General features: G+C 39.2%; 18 protein-coding genes. 14 read left to right on the plus strand and 4 right to left on the minus strand.

The window, feature by feature from the left end:
• Window positions 1-49: 49 nt before the first annotated feature.
• Window positions 50-1678, plus strand: coding sequence for an L-glutamate gamma-semialdehyde dehydrogenase (pruA, locus tag BUA16_RS09560; RefSeq protein ID WP_072764528.1), 1629 nt, complete (start codon window positions 50-52; stop codon window positions 1676-1678).
• A 558-nt stretch (window positions 1679-2236) separates the two neighbouring features.
• Here the strand turns inward: pruA and rsmG are convergent.
• Window positions 2237-2872, minus strand: a complete 636-nt coding sequence (gene rsmG, locus BUA16_RS09565; RefSeq protein ID WP_072764529.1) for a 16S rRNA (guanine(527)-N(7))-methyltransferase RsmG — start codon at window positions 2870-2872, stop codon at window positions 2237-2239.
• A gap of 115 nt (window positions 2873-2987) precedes the next feature.
• Here rsmG and BUA16_RS09570 point away from each other — a divergent pair, with 115 nt between their 5' ends.
• Together BUA16_RS09570 and BUA16_RS09575 are read left to right on the plus strand one after the other, a co-directional pair.
• Window positions 2988-4091: a fatty acid desaturase family protein gene (locus BUA16_RS09570; protein WP_072764530.1), complete on the plus strand. Its 1104-nt coding sequence runs from the start codon at window positions 2988-2990 to the stop codon at window positions 4089-4091.
• A gap of 14 nt (window positions 4092-4105) precedes the next feature.
• Window positions 4106-5290, plus strand: coding sequence for a pyridoxal phosphate-dependent aminotransferase (locus BUA16_RS09575; protein ID WP_072764531.1), 1185 nt, complete (start codon window positions 4106-4108; stop codon window positions 5288-5290).
• Window positions 5291-5695: 405 nt separating this feature from the next.
• Here the strand turns inward: BUA16_RS09575 and BUA16_RS09580 are convergent, their stop codons facing one another.
• Both BUA16_RS09580 and trkA read right to left on the minus strand, forming a co-directional pair.
• Window positions 5696-7186 carry a TrkH family potassium uptake protein gene (locus BUA16_RS09580; protein WP_072764532.1) on the minus strand — a complete coding sequence of 497 codons (1491 nt, stop codon included), beginning with the start codon at window positions 7184-7186 and terminating at the stop codon, window positions 5696-5698.
• Between the two features lie 4 nt (window positions 7187-7190).
• Complete coding sequence (gene trkA, locus BUA16_RS09585; protein ID WP_072764533.1) at window positions 7191-8540, minus strand: Trk system potassium transporter TrkA; 1350 nt, start codon at window positions 8538-8540, stop codon at window positions 7191-7193.
• A 392-nt stretch (window positions 8541-8932) separates the two neighbouring features.
• On the opposite strand from trkA, the gene ubiE reads away from it, so the two are divergent.
• Together ubiE and porT are read left to right on the plus strand one after the other, a co-directional pair.
• Entirely contained in the window at window positions 8933-9661 is a 729-nt protein-coding gene (gene ubiE / locus BUA16_RS09590) for a bifunctional demethylmenaquinone methyltransferase/2-methoxy-6-polyprenyl-1,4-benzoquinol methylase UbiE (protein ID WP_072764534.1), read from the plus strand.
• 3 nt (window positions 9662-9664) lie between these two features.
• Window positions 9665-10366 carry a type IX secretion/gliding motility protein PorT/SprT gene (gene porT, locus BUA16_RS09595; RefSeq protein WP_072764535.1) on the plus strand — a complete coding sequence of 234 codons (702 nt, stop codon included), beginning with the start codon at window positions 9665-9667 and terminating at the stop codon, window positions 10364-10366.
• Window positions 10367-10372: 6 nt separating this feature from the next.
• Here porT and BUA16_RS09600 read toward each other — a convergent pair whose 3' ends face one another.
• A complete protein-coding gene (locus BUA16_RS09600; RefSeq protein WP_072764536.1) occupies window positions 10373-11095 on the minus strand; it encodes an RNA methyltransferase in 723 nt (240 codons plus the stop codon).
• A gap of 24 nt (window positions 11096-11119) precedes the next feature.
• Between BUA16_RS09600 and tamL the strand changes: the two genes are divergently transcribed.
• From tamL to BUA16_RS09645, 9 genes are all read left to right on the plus strand, one after another.
• Window positions 11120-13708 (plus strand): translocation and assembly module lipoprotein TamL, encoded by a 2589-nt coding sequence (gene tamL / locus BUA16_RS09605; RefSeq protein WP_072764537.1) that lies wholly within the window; start codon window positions 11120-11122, stop codon window positions 13706-13708.
• A 57-nt stretch (window positions 13709-13765) separates the two neighbouring features.
• Window positions 13766-14833, plus strand: coding sequence for a class II fructose-bisphosphate aldolase (gene fbaA, locus BUA16_RS09610; protein ID WP_072764538.1), 1068 nt, complete (start codon window positions 13766-13768; stop codon window positions 14831-14833).
• A 24-nt stretch (window positions 14834-14857) separates the two neighbouring features.
• Window positions 14858-15718, plus strand: coding sequence for an acetyl-CoA carboxylase, carboxyltransferase subunit beta (accD, locus tag BUA16_RS09615; protein WP_072764539.1), 861 nt, complete (start codon window positions 14858-14860; stop codon window positions 15716-15718).
• 109 nt (window positions 15719-15827) lie between these two features.
• Window positions 15828-16097 carry a 30S ribosomal protein S15 gene (gene rpsO / locus BUA16_RS09620; RefSeq protein WP_072764540.1) on the plus strand — a complete coding sequence of 90 codons (270 nt, stop codon included), beginning with the start codon at window positions 15828-15830 and terminating at the stop codon, window positions 16095-16097.
• A gap of 228 nt (window positions 16098-16325) precedes the next feature.
• Complete coding sequence (locus BUA16_RS09625; RefSeq protein ID WP_072764541.1) at window positions 16326-18545, plus strand: polyribonucleotide nucleotidyltransferase; 2220 nt, start codon at window positions 16326-16328, stop codon at window positions 18543-18545.
• A gap of 452 nt (window positions 18546-18997) precedes the next feature.
• Entirely contained in the window at window positions 18998-19861 is an 864-nt protein-coding gene (locus tag BUA16_RS09630) for a sigma-70 family RNA polymerase sigma factor (RefSeq protein WP_072764542.1), read from the plus strand.
• A 162-nt stretch (window positions 19862-20023) separates the two neighbouring features.
• Window positions 20024-20479, plus strand: a complete 456-nt coding sequence (locus BUA16_RS09635; RefSeq protein WP_072764543.1) for a tRNA (cytidine(34)-2'-O)-methyltransferase — start codon at window positions 20024-20026, stop codon at window positions 20477-20479.
• A gap of 108 nt (window positions 20480-20587) precedes the next feature.
• On the plus strand, window positions 20588-21046 hold the full coding sequence (locus BUA16_RS09640) for an FKBP-type peptidyl-prolyl cis-trans isomerase (protein WP_072764544.1): 459 nt from the start codon (window positions 20588-20590) through the stop codon (window positions 21044-21046).
• 472 nt (window positions 21047-21518) lie between these two features.
• Window positions 21519-23717, plus strand: coding sequence for a B12-binding domain-containing radical SAM protein (locus tag BUA16_RS09645; RefSeq protein WP_072764545.1), 2199 nt, complete (start codon window positions 21519-21521; stop codon window positions 23715-23717).
• The last annotated feature ends 119 nt before the right edge of the window (window positions 23718-23836 follow it).

A 23836-nucleotide genomic window follows, 5' to 3' on the forward strand; every position in this document is an offset into this window, starting at 1 on the left:
CAGATGCTTTTATTACCTTTGCCTTAATTTTAATCTAAAATTCAAAATCATGGGTAAAGGATTTTTTCAAGTCCCCACAGCGTATAACGAACCTATAAAAAGTTTTGCTCCCGGAACTCCGGAGAGAGAAGCTGTTCTAAAACAATACAAGGCATATTTTAACGATACGGTTGATGTACCAATGTATATTGGCAGTAAAGAAGTTAAAACAGGGAACACCAAACCTATGTCTCCTCCACACGACCACAAACATATTGTTGGGCAATACCACCTTGCCGACAAGGAGCATGTTACTGAAGCAATTGACAATGCTTTAGAGTCTAGAGAAAAGTGGGCTAATTTGGCTTGGGAACAACGCGCCGCAATTTTCTTAAAAGCAGCAGATCTAATCGCTGGTCCTTATCGAGCTAAAATAAATGCTGCTACGATGATTGCCCAGTCGAAAACCATACATCAGGCAGAGATTGATGCGGCCTGTGAATTCATCGATTTTCTTCGTTTTAACGTAGAATACATGACCCAAATATACGCAGAACAACCAGAATCTGCCGAGGGTATTTGGAATCGTGTAGAGTACAGACCCTTAGAAGGATTCGTATATGCCATTACTCCGTTTAACTTTACTGCTATTGCCGGAAACCTTCCCGCAAGTGCTGCTATGATGGGTAATGTTGTTGTTTGGAAACCAAGCGACCACCAAATCTTTTCTGCCAAGGTTATTGTTGATATTTTTAAAGAAGCCGGACTTCCTGATGGTGTTATCAATGTTGTGTACGGCGATCCTGTTATGATTACCAAAACAGTTATAGACCGTCCGGAGTTTGCAGGAATTCACTATACAGGCTCTACTTTTGTATTTAAAGAATTGTGGAAACAAATTGGAAATAACATCCATATTTATAATACTTACCCAAGAATAGTTGGTGAAACCGGAGGTAAAGATTTTATCCTTGCACACCCAACAGCCAATACGAAGCAAGTAGCTACGGCTATTGTCAGAGGAGCCTTTGAGTTTCAAGGACAAAAATGTAGTGCTGCCTCAAGGGTATACTTGCCAAAATCGACGGCACAAGAAATCTTGGAACATGTAAAGGCCGATTTAGCGTCTTTTAACAAACCGGGATCGCCTGAAGACATGAGCAATTTCATTACGGCGGTTATTCACGAAGCCTCTTTTGACAAACTTGCAAAATATATCGATCAGGCCAAAGCAGATACAAATGCTACCATTTTTGCCGGAGGCAATTACGATAAGTCGAGAGGTTACTTTATAGAACCTACCGTAATCGTAACAACTGATCCAAAATATACTACGATGGAAACGGAGCTTTTTGGCCCTGTTGTTACCGTTTATATATACGAGGATGCAGAATGGTCCAATACACTTACATTGATAGATCAAACTTCGGAATACGCCCTTACGGGAGCTGTTATTTCTGGAGACCGCTACACTATTGAAGAAGCGACTAAAGCCCTTCAAAACTGTGCCGGTAACTTCTACATCAATGACAAACCAACCGGAGCTGTCGTAGGACAACAACCGTTTGGTGGTGCAAGAGCTTCAGGAACCAACGACAAGGCTGGTTCTGCACAAAACTTATTGCGTTGGGTTTCTCCAAGACTAATAAAAGAAACCTTTGTTACTCCTGTAGATTACAGATATCCGTTCTTAGGGTAACACTTAATAATATTTCAAACAAAAAAAAGGCTGCTCATTGAGCGGCCTTTTTTTATTAATACTTATACTATGCCATGTTTCCTGAACTACGACTTAGAAAAAATAGGAGTCGCATTTCTTTACGCTTTAGAATTAGAAGTAACACTGTTTTATAGTTGCTTTTCTCTAGTAACGCTTCCCCTATAAATTACAGTACAAATTGCCTAGATTAAATGTTTCCTATACTTTATTACTCAATAGTATTGATGAAAAAAATCTTCTGTCAGGAATCATACCCCTTTAATTTAGAAGTCAGCCCTAATACTCCATCATAAATACTGCAAACCCTCCTTGTACAGACTTTTTCTTACATTTTAACCGCTCCAGTGTAAAGTTTAGGTTAATTTTTTGTAAATTCAGCGTAAACTCAATTATAAAAATCTAAGATATGAAAACAAAAAACCCAACATACCACCAAAAACAATCAAAACCTTTTTCCTTTAGTCTACTCTTTAAATATCTAAAAGACTACGCTAAAAGATGTAAAGAATCGTACTACCGAATGTTAAGTTTATAGTATTATCCCTTAAACTTCATAGGAAGATATACTAGTTTTTTGGTTTCATAGAACTCCTCTTCATAAATATCGGACAGCTTATATATTTGCACCGTGCGGTACTCTTTTAATTCTTCTTCCAAGTCGCCTCCTTTTAGATAAAGAATACCGTTTTTACGGTCGTGCTCGGAGTTCTTTTTGATTCTGCCTTTTACCCAGTGCACAAAAGTAGGCATAGCGGCTACGGCCCTGCTTACAATAAAATCGAATTGTTCTTTAATTTCCTCTACCCGACAATTTTTTGCAGTTACATTGGTTATCCCGAGTCCGTCTACCACTTCTTGAACCACTTTTATTTTTTTCCCTATAGCATCGACCAGCGTGAAATGGGTTTCAGGAAATAATATTGCCAAAGGGATACCAGGAAAACCTCCTCCGGTACCTACATCCATCACGGTGGAACCAGGCCTAAATTGTTGGAATTTAGCAATAGCCAGGGCGTGCAATACATGTCGCAAATACAGTTCATCTATATCCTTTCTGGACACCACGTTAATTTTAGTGTTCCAGTCTTGGTATAAAAACTGTAGTTTTTCAAACTGTTCTTTTTGCAATTCCGTTAGATCCGGAAAGTATTTATATATGATATCGATCCCCATAATTTTCAAAATATTAATTGCAAAAATAGTATTTTCGACGCCATTTGTTAACTTTTAACAAAGTAGATATATATAATAAAGTTATGAATTACCGTATCTTTACAAAAAATTACGCATGGATAATAAAACCGTAAGGTTTTCAAGAAAAGACTCCACTCAATTCTTCAAAACCTTAAACAAAAGAGTAAACGATTATTTTAAGGAAAATAATATTAAGAAAACGGGGAACTGGAGATTGCATTTAAAGACTGCTATTATGTTCGCCTTATTTTTGGCACCCTATTTTTTAATTTTGACCCTTGGTCTCCCTAATTGGGCCAACCTGTTATTGACCATCGTTATGGGAATAGGAATGGCCGGAGTTGGCATGAACGTTATGCACGATGGCAACCACGGGTCCTACTCTACCAAGAAATGGGTCAACAAGATCATGGGGGGCAGCATCTATATTCTTGCTGGAAACGTCTATAATTGGCAAGTACAGCACAATGTGTTACACCACACCTACACCAATATTCACGAGCACGATGAAGATTTGGAAGCCGGTAGGATCCTTAGATTTTCGAAACATGCCGAATGGAGAAAATACCATAAATTTCAGCATTTTTACTCTATTTTCCTTTATGGACTTTTGACCTTTAACTGGGCTATTACTACAGATTTTCAACAAATGTACCGTTACACCAAACGAAAACTAGCTTATGGCAAATTCCCAAATCCATTTATGAACTGGAGTATGTTGGTAGTGACTAAAATTATTTATATCACGATTTGGATTGTCCTTCCAATGTTATTTTTAGACATTCCGTGGTGGACGATTATTTTAGGATTTTTCATCATGCATTATGTTGCCGGGGTTATTCTAAGTGTTGTTTTTCAATTGGCACATGTGGTAAAAGATGCCGACACCCCACTACCCCAGGAAGATGGTAGCATGAAAAACACCTGGGCTATTCACCAACTTTTCACCACGGTAAATTTTGGCACTAAAAACCGTATTATCAATTGGTTTACAGGAGGATTAAACCACCAGGTAGAGCATCACATTTTCCCTAACATCAGCCATGTACATTACACAAAAATTGCCAAAATTGTTAAAGAGACAGCAAATGAATTTAATTTGCCCTACAACGAATATAAAACTACTAGAAAAGCCATAATTTCGCACTTCAAGCATTTGAAAGAACTGGGCAAAAACCCTGAAATACAATATCAGTAAATTTAAACATCGAGATGAAAAACCACTTATCCAATAGGATTAACTCAATGGCTACTTCGGCTACTTTAGCTATGGCCGCAAAAGCAAGAGAATTAAAAAGCGAAGGAAAAGATATCATTGGGCTTAGTTTAGGGGAGCCTGATTTTAACATTCCTGATTTTATCAAGGAAGCTGCCAAACAAGCCGTAGATGACAACTACAGCAGCTACTCTCCTGTTGATGGATATGCAGACTTAAAGCAGGCAATAGCCAACAAATTCAAAAGAGACAATGGTCTAACCTACGGTCTTAACCAGATTGTGGTTTCTACTGGAGCGAAGCAATCTTTAGCCAACATTGCCATGGTAATGTTAAACCAAGGAGACGAGGTTATTTTACCTGCACCTTACTGGGTAAGCTACAGCGATATTGTAAAACTTGCCGAAGGGGTTCCTGTAGAAGTTGCTACAAGTATTGATACCGATTTTAAAATGACCCCGGAACAATTGGAAAAAGCGATTACGCCAAAGACCAAAATGATTTGGTTTAGCTCTCCATGTAATCCAAGTGGATCTGTTTACAACGAAGAAGAATTGGAAGGTTTGGCCGTGGTTCTCAGAAAGCACCCAAATATTTTTGTTGTCTCCGATGAAATCTACGAGCACATAAACTTCAGAGGAGGCCATGTAAGCATCGCCAATATCGATGGAATGTACGATCGTACCATCACTGTAAACGGTGTTTCCAAGGCATTTGCCATGACCGGATGGAGAATTGGATACATTGGTGCTCCTGAATGGATTGCCAAGGCATGTACCAAGTTCCAAGGCCAAATTACCAGTGGTGCCAATGCTATCGCCCAACGCGCTACCATCGCCGCGCTTGAGGCCCCTGTTTCTTCTATCAAATACATGATCGACGAATTTCACAAAAGACGCGACCTTGTTTTAGCCCTTTTAGGCGAAATAAAAGGGTTTAACCTAAACGTTCCTGAAGGGGCTTTTTACGTATTCCCGGACATTTCTGGTTTCTTCGGAAAAACTTTAAACGGTAGTCTCATTAACAATGCTTCTGACTTTTCATTATACCTGTTAGAACACGCCAATGTAGCAACCGTTACCGGAGAAGCTTTTGGCAACCCTAACTGTATCCGTATTTCATACGCAGCATCGGAAAAAGAACTAAGGGAAGCGATCGGCAGAATTAAGGCTGTTCTATAACTTGTTTTTATATATATTTATAAATATGGCTGCCTTTAAAAGGCAGCCATATTTTTTTTAGTCCTCTTAGCCACTTCCTAAAAAAACCATTAGCATTTCCCGAAGGTAGCACTGTTAAGCTATTTTCATAAATCACCTTGCTTGGTTACCCACAACTAGTCGTAACCATGGCAACCATTAAAATCGCAGTTTATAAAGTTCAATACGATCGTATTTTTGCGTTAGGGACCGCGGCGGCATCCCCGCAGCGGAGCAAGGGATACAGACAAGGGCCCGCCCGACGAAGGAGGGAACGCCCAAAATAACATGCCAAAATCTAAGGGTATTTAGAGTCAACTTTTCTTAATACCTATTCTATTTGATTTAGCACACAAAATCCAGCTGTTTCCCATAGAAACTCAGTCATTAGCTGGTTTTCCAAAAATATGGTGTACATAAAATAAGGACGGTAAACAGTTCTAATCTTCCCAACAACATTAAAAAACCACACCACCATTTACCCAATTCCGGAAGACTATTATAATTGCTTACCGGATTTAGGCTCCCTAGGGCAGGCCCTACATTCCCCAAGGAAGAGGCTGCACCCCCAATGGCACTGGTAAAATCGAGTCCTAGAGCACCCAGGCCGAGTGAACCAATTATAAACAACAACATATACAGCACAAAAAATCCGATGATGTTATATACGATATGCTCATCTACGGTCTTATTATTATACCTTACCGGAATAATGGCATTGTTATGAAGGGTACGCTTAAACTCTAACAAGCCATTCCTAATAATCAACAAATGCCTCATCACCTTGATTCCCCCTGAAGTAGATCCGGCGGAACCACCTAGAAACATTAACCCAAAAAATAGCACCGTAAGAAAAGGAGCCCATGAGGTAAAATCGGCCGTCACAAAACCTGTGGTGGTAATTACAGAAACTACCTGAAACAAGGAATGTCTGAAGGCACTTTCTGCCTCTCCAAAGACCATAGGATGAAAATCGGACATTGGCACATTGGCCTTTAAATAAACAACCAAGGCCGCGATTAGAGAAAAACTGATTATAAAAATGGAATACATTTTAAATTCTTCATCAAAAAGAACCTTTTGGATTTTCCCCTTAAAGGCATAATAACTCAATACAAAATTGCTCCCTGCCAAAAACATAAATAAAATAACTATATATTGAATCAAAGGCTGGTCGTTCCAATAGGCCATACTTAAATTCTTGGTAGAAAATCCGCCTGTAGATAAGGTTGCCAAGGAATGATTTATAGCGTCAAAAAAGGACATTCCCGCCAATTTCAACAGCAGGGTCTCTGCCACGGTATAGCCAAAATAAATCAGCCACAATCTCTTTGCTGTGTCCGTAATCCTAGGGTGTAGCTTATCGGTACTCGGACCCGGAGCCTCGGCCGCGAAAAGCTGCATGCCCCCGATTCCCAAAAGGGGCAAAATAGCAATAGCAAGGACTATAATCCCCATCCCCCCTATCCAATGGGTCAGACTTCTCCAAAAAAGAATTCCTTCGGGAAGCGCTTCGATATCGTCGACAATACTAGCCCCTGTAGTGGTATACCCTGATATGGTTTCAAAAAAAGCGTTGGTAACACCTGGAATGGCTCCGGAAAAAAGATAAGGCAACATACCGGAGGCAGACATAACAAGCCACCCAAAAGTAACGATGATATACCCTTCCCTACGTTTTACCTCCTTCTTATGGGTACGTGTATAGAACATAGAAACGGTTCCTATGAGCATGGTAATAATCCCTGCCAAGGATATATCCAAAGTGACGCCATCGTCATAAATACCGCTTACTATGGCCGCTATAATCATAAAAAAGCCATTGCAAAGCAACAGCAATCCCATGAGGTGAAATATGATTTTTAAATTTAATCGCATGAACCTAGAGAAATAACTTTTCTATTTTTTGAATCGCGCTAGGCAAACAACAGACTACCACTCGGTCTCCCTGAAGAATCTCAAATCCACCTAGTGCTATGATCCCTTTATTATCACGTATAACGCCACCGATGGTAGCCTCTCTAGGAAACTCTAATTCCCGTATCAATTTCCCGTTGACCCTAGAGGTTGGTTTTACCACAAATTCCAATATTTCGGCATTTAAATTATTCAACCTGGTCACTGCTACAACTTCTCCCTTACGGATATGCCTAAATATATTATTGGCCGCCAGCAGCTTTTTATTGAGTAGGGTATCTATTCCGATAGAATGCGAAAGCTGAAAATAATCCATGTTTTCGACCAAGGCTATCGTTTTTTTAACATTCTTTGATTTAGCGACCAAACAGGACATGATATTGGTTTCGGAATTTCCCGTCACCGCAACAAAAGCATCCATAGCCTCTAAATTCTCTTCTTCGAGCAATTCTACATTTCTACCATCGCCATTAATAATTAAGGCATTGGGAAGCATATCGGCAAGATCGAAAGCTTTTTCTTTATCCTTTTCAATTAGCTTTACATTGAACTTATTGACACAGAGATCACGAGCGGTTTTAAAGCCAACCTGACTCCCCCCTAGTATCATTACATTTTTTATTTCTTTACGCTCTGTACCGGTTAGTTTATGAATTTCTTCGACACCTTCTTTGGAGATAATAAAATATACCTGATCTTTTTCCTTAAAAACCGTATCGCCTCGAGGCACGGTGGTATATTGAGTACCGCTTCGCTGAAGCGCTATGGGCATAAAGTGCAGTTCGGGAAAAATTTTCGCAGCATCTTTCACCATCTTCCCTACAAAGGGTGCCGTTTTTGGCATGCACACCCCCACCATAATTAAGGCACCATCTTCAAATTCGTAGGTATTATTAAAACCCGATTGATTTAATAAAAGTTGTATCTCCGTAGCAGCCAATGCCTCTGGCGAAATTAACTCATCTATTCCAAGATCGGAAAATTTAAGATCTTCTTTATTATGAATAAATTCTGCATTAGAAATCCTAGCAATGGTTCTTTTACTCCCCAATTGCTTTGCCAACATACACAAGGTAAGGTTAGTCGTCTCCGAAGACGTTACCGCAATAACTAAATCCGATTTTCCCACTTGGGCATCTTTTAACACTGCAATAGAAGTAGCATCTCCTCTGAGCACCCGTATATCCAAATGGCTATCGGCATAAGACAAGCTGTCTTTATTGCTGTCTATTAAAGTAATATCCTGGGATTCGTAAGAGAGCAATTTTGCCAAATGAAATCCTACTTCACCAGCCCCCGCAATAATAATTTTCATCTATTGAGTAAAAAGTTTTTCATAACATGAACCTACAATATTAACCTGGAAATAAAAATAATTAAATTAACTATTTCGATTAATAGACTTGAAGGAAAAGCATGGCAAAACTACATAATTTTATTGTGTTGCCACTGTTTATACCCGAGAGAAACTCTCCCATCCCACCTAAAGACAAAGATTTACAGGATATCCCTTCCCTTTTTATGGGTATTTTAAAGAAATAATAGCTAATTTATATATCCTATGGAATCAAAACCCTTGGCATTAATTTTTTCAAGAAACACTGTACCTAAACCATTGGACATAAATTTTCGCTCCAGTCTAATATCTAAACCAAAGTTGCACCATAACTTTATGGTTAAATAGTATCTTTACCAAAAATTTTAAAAATGAACAAAAAAGTCACTCCATACAGCGATTCTAAACTTGGCAAAAAGGAGCAAGTAACACAAATGTTCGATAATATTTCTGGCGATTACGACGGACTTAATAGGGTTATTTCTTTTGGCATTGATATAAAATGGAGAAAACGGGTTGTAGCTATTATTGGCAAAACGAATCCCAAAAACATTTTAGATATTGCTACAGGCACGGGTGACCTTGCCATAAACATGGTTAAAACAGGCGCTAAAGAAATCATTGGCTTAGATATTTCTCCTGGCATGTTGGCTATAGGAAAGAAAAAAATAGCGGATAAAAATCTAGATAAGACCATTAAAATGGTGGTCGGAGACAGTGAAAAATTACCGTTCCAAGACAACACTTTCGATGCCGTTACCGTAGCTTTTGGTGTGCGTAATTTTGAAAATCTTGAAGTAGGGTTATCAGAAATATATAGAGTTCTTAAGCCCACGGGCACATTTGTGGTATTAGAAACTTCAGTACCAACAAAAACACCTTACAGACAGGGTTACAAAATATACACCAAATATATTTTACCTACCATCGGACGTTTATTTTCCAAAGATCGTAGCGCTTATTCTTATCTTTCGGAATCGGCTGCTTCTTTTCCACACGGACAGGCCTTCAACAATATTTTACAAAAAACAGGGTTTATAAAGGTAGAGAACAAACCTCAAACCATGGGTGTTGCCACTATTTACGTTGCTACAAAATAACAGATGAAACAGATTCTTATCCTTTTTACCGTTTTTGTGTTCCTAGGCCCTACCCTTAGGGCCCAGTTTAACGAAAAGCCTGTATTAAACCTCCAAAACGAGGATAAGGCTCTCTTAAATTGGGGCTATTTCCTAGGTTTTAACCAATACGATTTTAAGTTTAACTACAAAGAAGACACAGAAGATATTTTGGTTCGCAAATCTATAGGCTTCAACGTGGGGCTTATTGGGGAATTGCGACTCAATAAGTTTATGGATCTACGTTTTGAACCCGGTCTCCATTACAATCAGCGCGATTTAGGATCTCGTAAGTTTTTCGAAGGCGAAGAAGACGAAGCTGTTCGAGAGATAAAATCGACTTACATCAATTTCCCCCTATTATTAAAGGTAAGTACCAAAAGGTTGGGCAACTTTAAACCTTTTATCATTGGGGGAGCATCGACCTCTTTAAACCTTGGGAGCAACGAAAAAAGCGTAGAAGATAACGCAAGTGGTACCTTCCGCATGAAAAAGAACACCCACTACTACGAACTGGGCTTTGGCATCGATTTTTATTTGGAATACTTTAAATTTAGTCCGTCTATCCGGGGCGTTTTTGCCATCAACGACGAATTAATTCGCGACAAGGACCCTAATAGTAGGTGGACAGGAAATATAGACACCATGAAAACCAGAGGGCTTTTTGTGAATTTTACTTTTGAATAAACCTACTTAGCTTCTTCTAATTTCGTTTAATAGAATTGCGGTAGCCGTAGCCACATTAAGGCTTTCTGTGGCAGTGGTACCAAACTGGGGAATACTAATTTTTTTGGCAACCAAGGCTTCTATACTTTTAGAAACCCCATTGGCCTCGTTCCCCATAACCAAAATTCCGGTTTCTGGCATTTTTTCGCCGTAGACCAACTTTCCTTCCATAAAAGCTCCGTACACAGGAACCTTTACCTCTTGAAGAACGCTGTGCAAATTAGCATACACGATATTCACACGGGTAATAGAGCCCATGGTTGCCTGTAGCGTTTTAGGATTATAGCAATCGACCGTTGCCGAAGAACAAAGCAGCGTTGGAATGCCGAACCAATCGCAAAGACGGATGATGGTCCCTAAATTTCCAGGGTCTCTAACATCGTCCAGTGCCACCACCCAATTAGAAAAATCTATTTCTTTCTCTTCGGGCATGTGAAAAACCCCTAAAACCTTATTAGGAGTGGTTAAACTGCTCATTTTTTTCAGATCGCCTTCGGCAACCAATGTCATTCCTTCCGTATTTGGAGGCAATACAGAAGGATCGCTCACATAAACTTGGTAGTTTTTTAAGCGAGAAGCTAATAGCTCTTTTACGGTTTTTACCCCTTCAACCACAAACAACTTATGTAGTGCTCGGTATTTTTTTTGCTGTAAGCTTTTTATAAATTTTATTTGGCTTTTACCAACCATTCAAATAACGTATTTTTGACTCCTATGAGGACCCGATTGTCTATGATTAAAAACTTCCCAAAAATAAGCTTAATATTCCTAGCAATTGCAATCACCTCTTGTAATGCTTTAAAAAGGGTTGGAAAGGACGAACTGTTACTTTCCAAAAACACTCTGTATGCCGACGATAAAAAAATTACCGACGAGGACATCCATAGTTTAATTGTTCAAAAACCAAATAGCAGAGTGTTAGGATACCCCCTGCGCCTAAACTTGTACAACCTTGCAAAAAAAGACCCCGACTCTTCTTTCCAGACCTGGTTGCAGAAAAAAGAAAAAAGGGAACAACGCCTCATTAATTTTTTATCGGAAAAGCAGGTAAACCGCTTAGGGGAGTCCTTTCTTGTGAAAGGAGCCAGCATTTGGTTAAAAAATATTGGCGAGGCCCCAGTGGTTATAGACACCGCAAAAACCAACAAATCCCTCCGAAGATTAAATGCCTATTATAAAAGCAAGGGGTATTTTAATAACAATACCACTTTTGTTATAGACAGTAACAAACAGAGAGGCCGCATCACTTATAAACTAGACTTGGGCGCCCCGTTCCTTATCGATTCTGTATCGGACAAAATCGCTTCCAAAGCATTGGATTCCATCTACCATTCGGAGAAAAGGAATTCTTTAATTAAAAAGGGACAAAAAATAGATTTGGACAATTTAAACAACGAAAGGGAAAGACTGACAAATTTATTTAGGAATACCGGGGTACATAATTTTCAAGAAAGCTCTATCTCTTATGATTTAATTGGCGACACGACAAAAGTTAGTGGCAATCAGAAATTGGATATTCTGTTAAACATTGATAACCTTCGAAAAAGAACCGACAATAATATTACTACTACGGAGTATAAGGTGTATAGATTTAAAGATATTAATATCTACACAGACTATCTTTTTAATTCCGACACGGATAGCTTGCAATCTATCACCTATAATGACTTTACCATATATTATAAGGACAAATTACGATACAAACCAAAAGCCATCACCGACGCTGTCTTTCTAAAAAAGGATAGTATTTATAGGGAAATTGACAGAATTAGGACATATAGGCAGATCAACAATTTGAATTCTTTTAAATATCCCAACATCGAATTTAAAGAAGACAGCATTCAACCTTATTTAACCACCAATATATACCTGGCCCCAAGGCCTAAATACTCGTTGGGAACAGACTTGGACATTACCCATTCTAACATACAATTTTTAGGCTTGGGCTTTAGCCCATCCTTGCAAGCTAGAAACTTATTTAAAGGTGCCGAACATCTCAGTATCTCTGGAAGGATCAACCTAGGAGCTTCTAAAGACCCAAAAATAACGGACAACCGTTTTTTCAACATTTTAGAATTTGGAGGCGACGTCAACTTAAACATCCCAAGGATTTGGTTTCCGTTAGTAAACACCAATAAGATTATCCCCAACTATATGTTACCACAGACAAAAGTGTCTATTGGTACAATGTTTCAGCAAAATATAGGTTTGGACAAGCAAACTTTTAATGCTGTCTTTGGATACAATTGGTCGCCTACAGATTTCAAGAAAAACAATATAGAATTGTTAAATGTACAATTTGTACGCAATGTAAACCCCAACAGGTTTTTTATGGTATATCAAAATACCTATAATAAATTAGACAATATAGCGGACAATTATCAGGACAATGCAGCCCTTGCCGAATACTTCGAAACTTTGGAAGGGGAAACCGAACCAACGCTCATTATCCCGGAAGGCACCACAGGTTTTACCAACGCTATTTTAAACAGACAAGTGGCATCTTCTTCCCAAGACTACACCGAAATCAGCAGTATTGAGGAAAGAAGGAAAAGGCTTTCTGAAAATAATTTAATCTTTGCCAGCAACTATACCTATAACAAAACCAGTAAAAAAAGCATTACTGATAACAATTTTTATCAATTTAGATTCAAATTAGAAAGCGCTGGAAGTCTCCTAACGGGTTTATCAAAATTAATCGACTTTAATAAAAACGAAGAAGACAAAGCCTTAGTGTTCAAAGTTCCGTATTCCCAATACTTAAAAACGGAATTAGACTTTATAAAGCACTTCACCATTTCAGGTTCTGACGTACTGGCCTTTAGAAGCTTTTTTGGCATCGCTATCCCTTACGGCAATTCGGACAACATTCCTTTTGTAAGGAGTTATTTTGCAGGAGGCTCTAACGACAATCGCGCTTGGCTGCCGTATTCCCTTGGCCCTGGCGCTACCAAGGATTTAAATGACTTTAATGAGGCAAACTTAAAAATAGCCTTTAACCTAGAGTACAGATTTCCTATCGTTGGCAATATCAAAGGAGCGCTATTTGCCGACGCTGGCAACATTTGGAATGCCATGGACAACGTTCAGGACAGCGCTGCCACTTTCAACGATTTTAGCTCTTTGGCCGAAATAGCTTTAGGGACCGGCATAGGTTTAAGATATGATTTTACATACTTTGTTTTTAGGCTAGATATGGGGCTAAAGACCTATAATCCTGCTGAAGAAGCGGCAAAAAGATGGTTCAGAGATTACAACTTAGCGAACGCTGTCTTCAATATAGGGATAAATTATCCTTTTTAGAGCTAATTATTTTATTACTTTTGTCAATCTTTTAATTAACTACACTAAAGTAAGATTATGGCACACGAGATTAAACCAGGAGTTGCAACCGGAGATGAAGTACAGGCAATTTTTAAATATGCGAAAGAAAAAGGATTTGCCCTTCCTGCTGTAAACGTTATTGGTTCTGACACCATTAATGGGGTTTTGGAAACTGCTGCAAGTTTAAATGCACCGGTTATTATTCAGTTCTCCAATGGCGGCGCACAATTTAACGCTGGGAAAGGATTATCTAACGACGGACAACAAGCGGCCATTCAAGGAGCTATCGCTGGGGCCAAGCATGTACACCAATTAGCAGAAGCTTATGGAGCTAGCGTAATTTTACATACAGACCACTGTGCAAAAAAATTATTGCCTTGGATCGATGGTTTATTAGAAGCTAGTGAAAAGCATTTTGCAGAAACAGGAAAGCCTTTGTTCAGCTCTCATATGATCGATTTATCGGAAGAGCCCTTAGAGGAGAATATTGCCATCTGTAAAGAATATCTTGCTAGAATGAGCAAAATGGGCATGACCCTAGAAATTGAACTGGGAATCACAGGTGGTGAAGAAGACGGTGTGGACAATACCGACGTTGACGATTCTAAACTGTACACCCAACCAGAAGAAGTTGCTTATGCTTATGAGGAACTTTCTAAAATAAGCCCTAAATTTACAATTGCCGCTGCTTTCGGTAATGTACACGGTGTTTACAAGCCTGGAAATGTTAAATTGACTCCGAAAATCTTAAAGAACTCTCAAGAGTTTATTTCTGAAAAATACGGGGTTGAAGAAAACCATATCGATTTTGTATTCCACGGAGGTTCTGGATCAACTATTGAAGAGATTCGTGAAGCTATCGGTTATGGTGTTATTAAAATGAATATCGATACAGATCTACAATATGCTTTCTTATCTGGAATCAGAGATTATATTCAAGATAAAAAAGACTATTTACAAGGACAAATTGGCAATCCAAATGGAGCCGATGAGCCTAACAAAAAGTATTACGACCCACGTGTTTGGTTAAGAGAAGGTGAAAAAACTTTTATCGAGCGTTTAAAGAAAGCCTTCGAAGACCTTAACAACGTAAATACTTTATAATCCGCAAACCTTAATACAACATTTATGTCATCTTGGTTCAAAAGAAAGGAAAAAGGTATACAAACTGCCACAGATCAAAAAAAGGACACTCCTAAAGGCCTTTGGTATAAATCCCCTACGGGAAAAATTGTAGAAGCCGATGAATTGGCCAAAAACTTTTATGTAAGCCCCGAGGACGATTACCATGTTCGCATCGGCAGTAAAGAATATTTTGAAATTCTTTTCGATAATAATGAGTTTAAAGAGCTAGATGCAAAGCTTACGTCCAAGGACCCTTTAAAGTTCGAGGATACTAAAAAATATGTTGACCGTTTAAAAGCGGCCGAGAAGAAAACAGGATTAAAAGATGCTGTAAGAACCGGCGTTGGAAAATCACTGGGCAAGGAAATAGTCATCTCATGTATGGACTTTAGCTTTATTGGCGGGTCTATGGGAAGTGTCGTTGGCGAAAAAATCGCAAGAGGTATAGATTATGCGATCAAAAACAAACTACCATTTGTTATGATCTCAAAATCTGGTGGTGCCCGTATGATGGAAGCTGCCCTATCCTTGATGCAATTAGCCAAAACATCGGCTAAATTGGCTCAACTTGCAGAGGCTGGATTGCCGTATATTTCCTTATGTACGGACCCTACCACTGGAGGAACCACCGCTTCTTATGCCATGTTGGGAGATATTAATATTTCCGAACCAGGTGCTCTTATCGGTTTTGCCGGACCACGAGTGGTAAAAGAAGCTACTGGAAAAGAATTGCCAGAAGATTTTCAAACAGCAGAGTTTTTGCAAGAACACGGTTTTTTAGATTTTATAGTTCACCGTAGAGATCTTAAAAAGAAAATTAATCTTTATATAGATCTAATCGAAAACAAGCCTGTTAGGGCCTAATAATTTTCTGTTTGTCAATTATCGGCAGACTATAAAAAAAATAATCGTATATTTGCGCCCTTGACCGAATTTCGGTCATGTACATAAAAATCATTAAAACAATATTGGAATGTATTTAACTAAAGAAGTAAAAGCTGAGATTTTTCAGAAGCATGGTGGTGAAGCAGTAAACACAGGTTCTGCCGAAGGACAAATTGCTTTGTTCACTTACAGAATCAACCACTTAACAGAGCACTTAAAAAAGAATCGCAAAGATTTTAACACTGAGCGTTCTCTAGTAAAATTGGTAGGTAAGAGAAGATCTCTTCTAGATTATTTAATTAAGAAAGATATTACTAGATATCGTGCTATAATTAAAGAATTAGGAATTAGAAAATAATTCACGAAAAGGGGGAAAGTTGTACTTTCCCCCTTTTTTACAATACCCATAACGTTGATTATCAATTCTATGGCAAAGCCCTTAGGATCCCTTAAGGCAAAACAAAAAGCTTACTTATAGTTTTTCATTGGTCCACAACACACAACTACAACACAACAACTTCGTTTCTACAAGGCGAAAGACCATTGTTTAACAAACCTATAAAGAGATAGGTTTTAATTCGTATTTATGATACCAAAAGTATTTAAAGAGGTCATTGACCTAGGTGACGGTAGGGAAATTTCTATCGAAACCGGAAAATTGGCTAAGCAGGCCCATGGTTCTGTTGTTGTTCAATCAGGCGACTGTATGTTATTGTGTACCGTTGTTTCTAACTACAAGGCCAGTGATGTAGATTTTCTACCTTTGACGGTAGATTACCGTGAAAAATTTGCCGCTGCCGGACGTTACCCAGGTGGATTCTTTAAAAGAGAAGCCAGACCTAGTGACGGTGAAGTATTGACTATGAGATTGGTAGACCGCGTTTTACGTCCACTTTTCCCAAAAGACTATCATTCAGAAACTCAAGTGATGATTCAGTTAATGTCTCATGACGACAATGTAATGCCAGAAGCTATGGCTGGTTTGGCTGCTTCTGCTGCCATTCAGTTATCTGACTTCCCATTTGAATGTGCCATTTCTGAAGTACGTGTAGGACGTATTGATGGTAAATTTATCCTTAACCCAACTAGAGAACAATTAGAGTTGTCTGACATCGATATGATGATCGGAGCCTCTGCAGATTCTGTAATGATGGTAGAAGGTGAGATGAAAGAAATCTCAGAAGAAGAAATGGTAGAAGCCATTGAGTTTGCCCATGAAGCTATAAAAGTTCAATGTGCCGCCCAGTTGCGTTTGGCCGAAGCTTTCGGTAAAAAAGAAGTACGCGAGTACACCCCAGAAAAAGAAGACGAGGCCTTAGCTAAGAGAATTCACGATATGGCTTACGACAAAGTATATGCCATTGCAAAAGCCGGATCGTCTAAAAAAGAAAGAACTACTGCCTTTGCTGAAATAAAAGAGGAGATCAAAGCTTCTTTTTCTGAAGAGGAAAATGCCGAATTTGGAGACTTGGTTTCCAAGTACTACTACCAAGCAGAAAAAGCTGCCGTTAGAGACCTTACCTTAAACGAAGGATTACGTCTAGACGGTAGAAAAACAGATGAGATTCGTCCTATCTGGTGCGAGGTTAACTACCTGCCTTCTACCCACGGTTCTGCAATCTTTACAAGAGGAGAAACTCAGGCCTTGGCCACGGTAACCCTAGGAACTTCTAGAGAAGCCAACAAAATAGACATGCCGTCTTTTGAAGGTGAGGAAAAATTCTATCTACATTATAACTTCCCTCCTTTCTCAACTGGTGAAGCTAAACCAATCAGAGGTACTTCACGTAGAGAGGTAGGACACGGAAACTTGGCACAACGTGCCTTAAAAGGAATGATCCCCGAAGATTGCCCTTATACTGTAAGAGTGGTTTCGGAAGTATTAGAATCTAACGGTTCTTCTTCTATGGCTACCGTATGTAGTGGTACTATGGCCCTTATGGATGCCGGTGTTCAAATGATCAAACCGGTTTCGGGTATTGCTATGGGATTGATCTCTGATAGCGAAAGCGGTAAATACGCCGTTTTATCGGATATCTTAGGTGATGAAGATCACTTGGGAGATATGGACTTTAAGGTTACCGGAACCGCAGATGGTATTACTGCCTGTCAGATGGATATTAAAGTAAAAGGTCTTTCTTATGAAATTTTGGTGAACGCTTTAAAACAAGCAAGAGCCGGACGTTTACATATCTTGGAAAAAATTACCGAAACTATCGCTACACCTAACCAAGATGTAAAAGCACACGCTCCTAAAATGGTTACAAGAACTATTCCTGGACAATTTATCGGTGCTTTGATCGGACCTGGTGGAAAAGTTATCCAAGAATTACAGAAAGCTACCGATACTACTATCGTTATCAACGAAGATCCTGTTACCGAAGAAGGTATTGTAGAAATTTTAGGTACTAATCAGGACGGAATCGATATGGTATTGGCCAAAATAGACTCCTTAATGTTTAAACCAGAGTTAGGTGGTGCTTATGAAGTTAAAGTAATTAAAATGCTCGATTTTGGTGCGGTAGTAGAATATACCGAAGCGCCAGGAAATGAAGTATTGCTTCACGTATCCGAACTAGCTTGGGAACGTACCGAGAATGTATCCGATGTCGTAAAGATGGGTGATGTTTTTGACGTGAAATATTTTGGTCTTGATCCAAGGACTAAAAAAGAAAAAGTATCTCGCAAAGCGTTACTTCCAAAACCTGAAGGATTTGTTGAAAGACCTCCAAGGGATAACAAAGGTAGCGGAAGAGATAACCGTGGCCGCGACAACCGCAGAGACGATAGAAAACCAAGAGACTAATCTTTCAGTCTTTTAAATACATTAAAGCCTATTCATTCAGATGGATAGGTTTTTTTTGTTACCCCCTACTTCAAAATTTACAATGGCCATATTGCTTTGGGCGTTCCCTCCTTCGTCGGGCGGGCCCTTGGCTATATCCCTTGCTACGCTGCGGGGATGCCGCCGCGGTCCCTAACGCATCATTACCTCTCCATGCTAATACGCTCTCAAAAGCAACCAATCTGCCATCTATGCGGCTTTTAAAAAAATATAGATAAAGACAAGAAGAATTACTAAATCCTTCTATACCATAAAGCTAGCCCTGCTCAAAAGGTGTTAAATCAAGCTTTTTTTCCTGTTTTTTCGTTATTATGTAAAAAAAAATAATTAAATTGTAACATTTTAGTCGCTTCGAACGTATAACCTAATGCAGCCCATGCTTACTGCACTTAATTTAGAAAGGAAAAACTTCGATGAGACAGCTAAAAATTACAAAACAGGTTACCAATAGAGAAACCGCTTCTTTAGATAAATATTTGCAAGAAATTGGAAAAGTTGATCTTATTACTGCGGATGAAGAGGTTGAATTGGCACAAAGGATCAAGGCGGGCGATCAGGTTGCCCTAGAGAAATTGACAAAAGCCAATTTGCGATTTGTGGTTTCCGTAGCAAAGCAATACCAAAACCAAGGCTTAACCCTACCCGATTTAATTAACGAAGGCAACCTTGGACTTATTAAGGCTGCCCAACGTTTTGACGAAACCCGTGGATTTAAATTTATCTCCTATGCCGTATGGTGGATTCGTCAATCGATCCTTCAGGCGTTGGCAGAGCAATCTCGTATTGTTAGACTTCCTTTAAACAAGATTGGATCTATCAATAAGATCAACAAGACATTCGCCTTCTTGGAGCAAGCACACGAAAGACAGCCTTCCGCAGAAGAAATTGCCAAGGAATTGGATATGACTGTTGAAGACGTAAAACAATCCCTAAAAAACTCTGGACGCCACGTATCCATGGATGCCCCTTTGATCGACGGGGAAGATTCTAACCTCTACGATGTATTGCGAAGTGGAGAATCGCCAAACCCAGATAGGGAATTATTACACGAGTCTCTTAGAACAGAAATAGAAAGAGCTTTAGAAACCTTAACCCCAAGAGAAGCCGATGTTATCCGTTTATATTTCGGATTGGCAGGACAGCACTCTATGACCTTGGAAGAAATTGGAGAAACTTTTGACCTTACAAGAGAAAGAGTACGTCAAATTAAGGAAAAAGCCATCAGAAGGTTAAAACATACTTCTAGAAGTAAAATTCTAAAAACTTATTTAGGATAAACCCATACATGTATTCATTACCTGCAACAACATCGTATTTGGAAAGTTGTTGTTAAAATAATACATTGTGAACCGTAACAACAGTTATCATGACTGTTCGTTTTTTGATTGATGAATAAACTCCGGCTGATTACCGGAGTTTTTTTTTAAAACCCCTCATTAATGCCCTACAATATTGTTCTTATAGAACCCGAAATTCCGATGAATACCGGAAACATCGGTAGATTAAGTTTAGCCACCGGAGCAAACCTTCACCTGGTAAAACCCTTTGGTTTTGAATTGGATGACAAACGAGTTAAACGTGCCGGCCTGGATTACTGGCAACATATTTCGCTTTTTATCTATGAAAGTACCGAGGATTTTTTTGCCACTCATAAAGACAAGGAAATGGCATTCTTCTCTAGTCATGGTGAAAAGGACCATTGGTCAATAGACTTTAAGGAAGACATGTTTTTTGTTTTTGGCAAGGAATCCAAGGGGCTCTCAAACGAAATCACGGACAACAACCAAGACAAATTATATAAAATTCCCTTATACAGTCCACATATACGCAGCTTAAATTTAGCCAATGCGGTGAGTATTGTCATGTATGAAGGCCTAAGAAGTCTTCGCAGCTAAGATTTTTTTAGATCCAGCATCCTGCTACCAACCGCTATTCCTTTAGGAGATGTAAGGTATGCTTTGGCATTTTACTATATTTGTGCCGTTTTAAAATAATAGAACCTTATGAAGTATACCTTTTTTGCACTAGTATTTGCCCTGTTTATTTCGTGTGATGACGATAAGAAAGCAGAGGATATAGATTATGTTGCCAAGAATGAATTGGAAATTACCGAGTATATTAAAGACAACAGCCTAAACGCCCAAAAAGGTGAAAATGGCCTGTATTATGTCATCGATGAACCGGGAGAGGGAAAACAACCTACTGCCTCTTCGCAAGTAACCGTTGCCTATAAGGGAACTTTTATCAACGGAAAAAAATTCGATGAAAGTGGTGCAGAGGGCATAACTTTTGGCTTAAACCAAGTGATTAGTGGTTGGACCATGGGCATCCCTTATTTTAAAGAAGGTGGTAGCGGTATGCTTTTAGTACCGGCACATTTAGGATATGGAAATAGAGATTACGGGCCAATCCCTGGCGGTTCTGTGCTTATTTTTGATGTAAAACTCATCGCTGTCAATTAACATCAATACTATGGTACTCAGTTTATAAATTAGGAATAAGTGCCATTAAAGCGCAATCCAAAAAGAAAAAGCCCTTTAATGGGCTTTTTTTGGGGCTATGTTTTAGTGTTTAAGTCCTTTCTTCCACAACTCTTATTAATATTGATTTAGAGAGCTTTAGTTTGCGTTAGGGACCGAGGCGGCATCCCCGCAGCGTAGCAAGGGATACAGCCAAGGGCCCGCCCGACGAAGGAGGGAACGCCCAAATAAAAATAATAAGACCGTTTATACTTTGTAATACCTTATTTGGACTCCAGCTATTAAGGTGCTAGGGAAAATAATGGAGGGGAAATTAATATACATTGCCTTGGCCTTCCGAACCTCAAGGCTAAACCTCTTGTTAAAAAGCCTATTATTCCTTAAAATTTCATTTATTTTTGCACAGACTTTAGACCTTGTAACCTATCCTGTCTATTGGTAAAACCCAAAACTTTTGAAAGACATTCTCCTTCTTACGCCTCCCTTTACCCAATTAAACACCCCTTATCCGGCAACCGCCTATTTAAAAGGGTTCTTAAACACCAAAAACATTGGGAGTTTTCAGATAGATTTGGGCATTGAGGTTATTTTGGCCATTTTTTCAAAAAAAGGACTGGAAAACATATTTGCATTGGCCGAAAAAAACCAACGGATAGTGACAGCGAATGCAGGGCGTATTTTTGCTTTACAACACCACTATTTAAAGACCATAGATCCTGTTATTTCTTTTTTACAGGGCCATAATGCTACCCTGGCCAGACAGATATGTACTGATGATTTTTTGCCACAGGCTTCTAGATTTCATCAGTTGGACGATATGGAATGGGCATTTGGCGCTATGGGCACCCAAGACAAGGCCAAACATTTGGCTACGCTGTACTTAGAAGATCTCTCCGATTTTATCGTGGAATGTATAGACGAAAATTTTGGTTTTAGCCGCTATGCAGAACGCTTGGGAAGAAGTGCCAATTCTTTTGACGAACTGTATCAGCATTTACAAAAGGAGCCTACCTATATAGACCGTATTACCCTAAATATTTTGGAACAACGCCTAAAAACCGTGCAACCAAAACTGGTCTGTATTTCTGTTCCCTTCCCTGGCAATTTATACAGCGCCTTTAAATGCGCGCAGTTCATTAAAGCGCATTATCCCGGAATTAAAACTTCTATGGGCGGCGGATTTCCAAATACGGAATTGCGATCGCTCACCGATACCAGGGTTTTCGAATTCTTTGATTTTATTACCCTAGACGACGGAGAGCTTCCTATAGAGCTTTTGGTATCGCATATTACCAATACCGAGCCAGCGCAAGAACAGCCGGAATTTAAACGGACCTATGTCCTTGAACACGGAGCGGTATCGTACCATAACTCCTCCCCAAGGCCAGACTACAAACAAAGTCAGGTAGGCACCCCAGACTATTCGGATCTGCTTTTGGACAAGTATATTTCCGTTATAGAAATTGCCAATCCCATGCACAGCCTTTGGAGCGATGGCCGATGGAACAAGCTTACTATGGCCCACGGTTGTTATTGGGGAAAATGTACTTTTTGCGATATCTCCCTAGATTATATAAAAATCTACGAACCTATTGCTGCCAAACTTTTGGTAGACAGAATGGAAGAGCTCATAGAAACCACCGGGGAAAGAGGTTTTCATTTTGTAGATGAGGCGGCTCCCCCGGCCCTTATGCGTGCTTTGGCGCTCGAAATTATAAAACGGAAATTAACCGTTACCTGGTGGACCAATATCCGATTTGAGAAAAGTTTTAGCCGCGACCTATGCGTGTTGTTAAAAACATCGGGCTGCATTGCTATTTCGGGCGGATTGGAAGTGGCATCGGACCGATTATTGGCCTTGATAAAAAAAGGGGTTACCGTTACCCAAGTAGCCCAAGTAACCAGAAACTTAACAGAGTCGGGAATCATGGTACACGCTTACCTTATGTACGGGTATCCTACCCAAACTGTTCAGGAGACCGTAGATAGCCTTGAAATGGTTCGACAAATGTTTGAGCTTGGAGTATTACAATCGGGCTTCTGGCATCAATTTGCCCTTACGGCCCACAGTCCTATTGGCTTAAATCCGTCGGAATACAAAATAGTCCCACAATACGAAGAAATAAGCTTTGCCAACAATGATGTGCAGTTTATTGACAAAACCGGTATCGATCATGAACAATTTAGTTATGGGCTTAAAAAATCGCTCTTCAATTTTATGCACGGCATTTGCTTTGACTATCCCTTGCAGGACTGGTTCGATTTTAAAATCCCAAAAACTACTATCGCCCCCAATTTTATCGAAACAGCACTAAACGCGGAACCTGTGTTTACCAATAAACAAAATGCCAAAATTGTCTGGTTGGGAAACCCACCATTGGTACAAACCCTGACAAAATCGAAAAAAGGACAAAGTTGGGAACTATTAAAACTAAGCTTTCATGACAAAACAGAAACGGTCACTATTTCGGTCGACAAGGAAAAAGGAGCATGGCTTTTGGATACTTTAGGCAAAATATCGCCTTATAAAGATAAAACCCTTACTTTTTCTCAATTAAAAGCAGATTTTGAAACTTCTTTTGATGACTTCGAGCTTTTTTGGTATTCAAAACCCTTATCGGTTTTAAAAAATCATGGCTTATTAGTACTTTAAGATAAAAGAGGATTCCGTTTGAAGGAAGAGTATTTTAGTAACATTAACTACTCGCAGCAAACATCTCTTTTTTTGTGATACCAAGTTTTTTTACCCAAGGTACTTTCCAGATTTATTTT

Source organism: Arenibacter nanhaiticus (assembly GCF_900141935.1).
GTDB lineage: Bacteria > Bacteroidota > Bacteroidia > Flavobacteriales > Flavobacteriaceae > Arenibacter > Arenibacter nanhaiticus.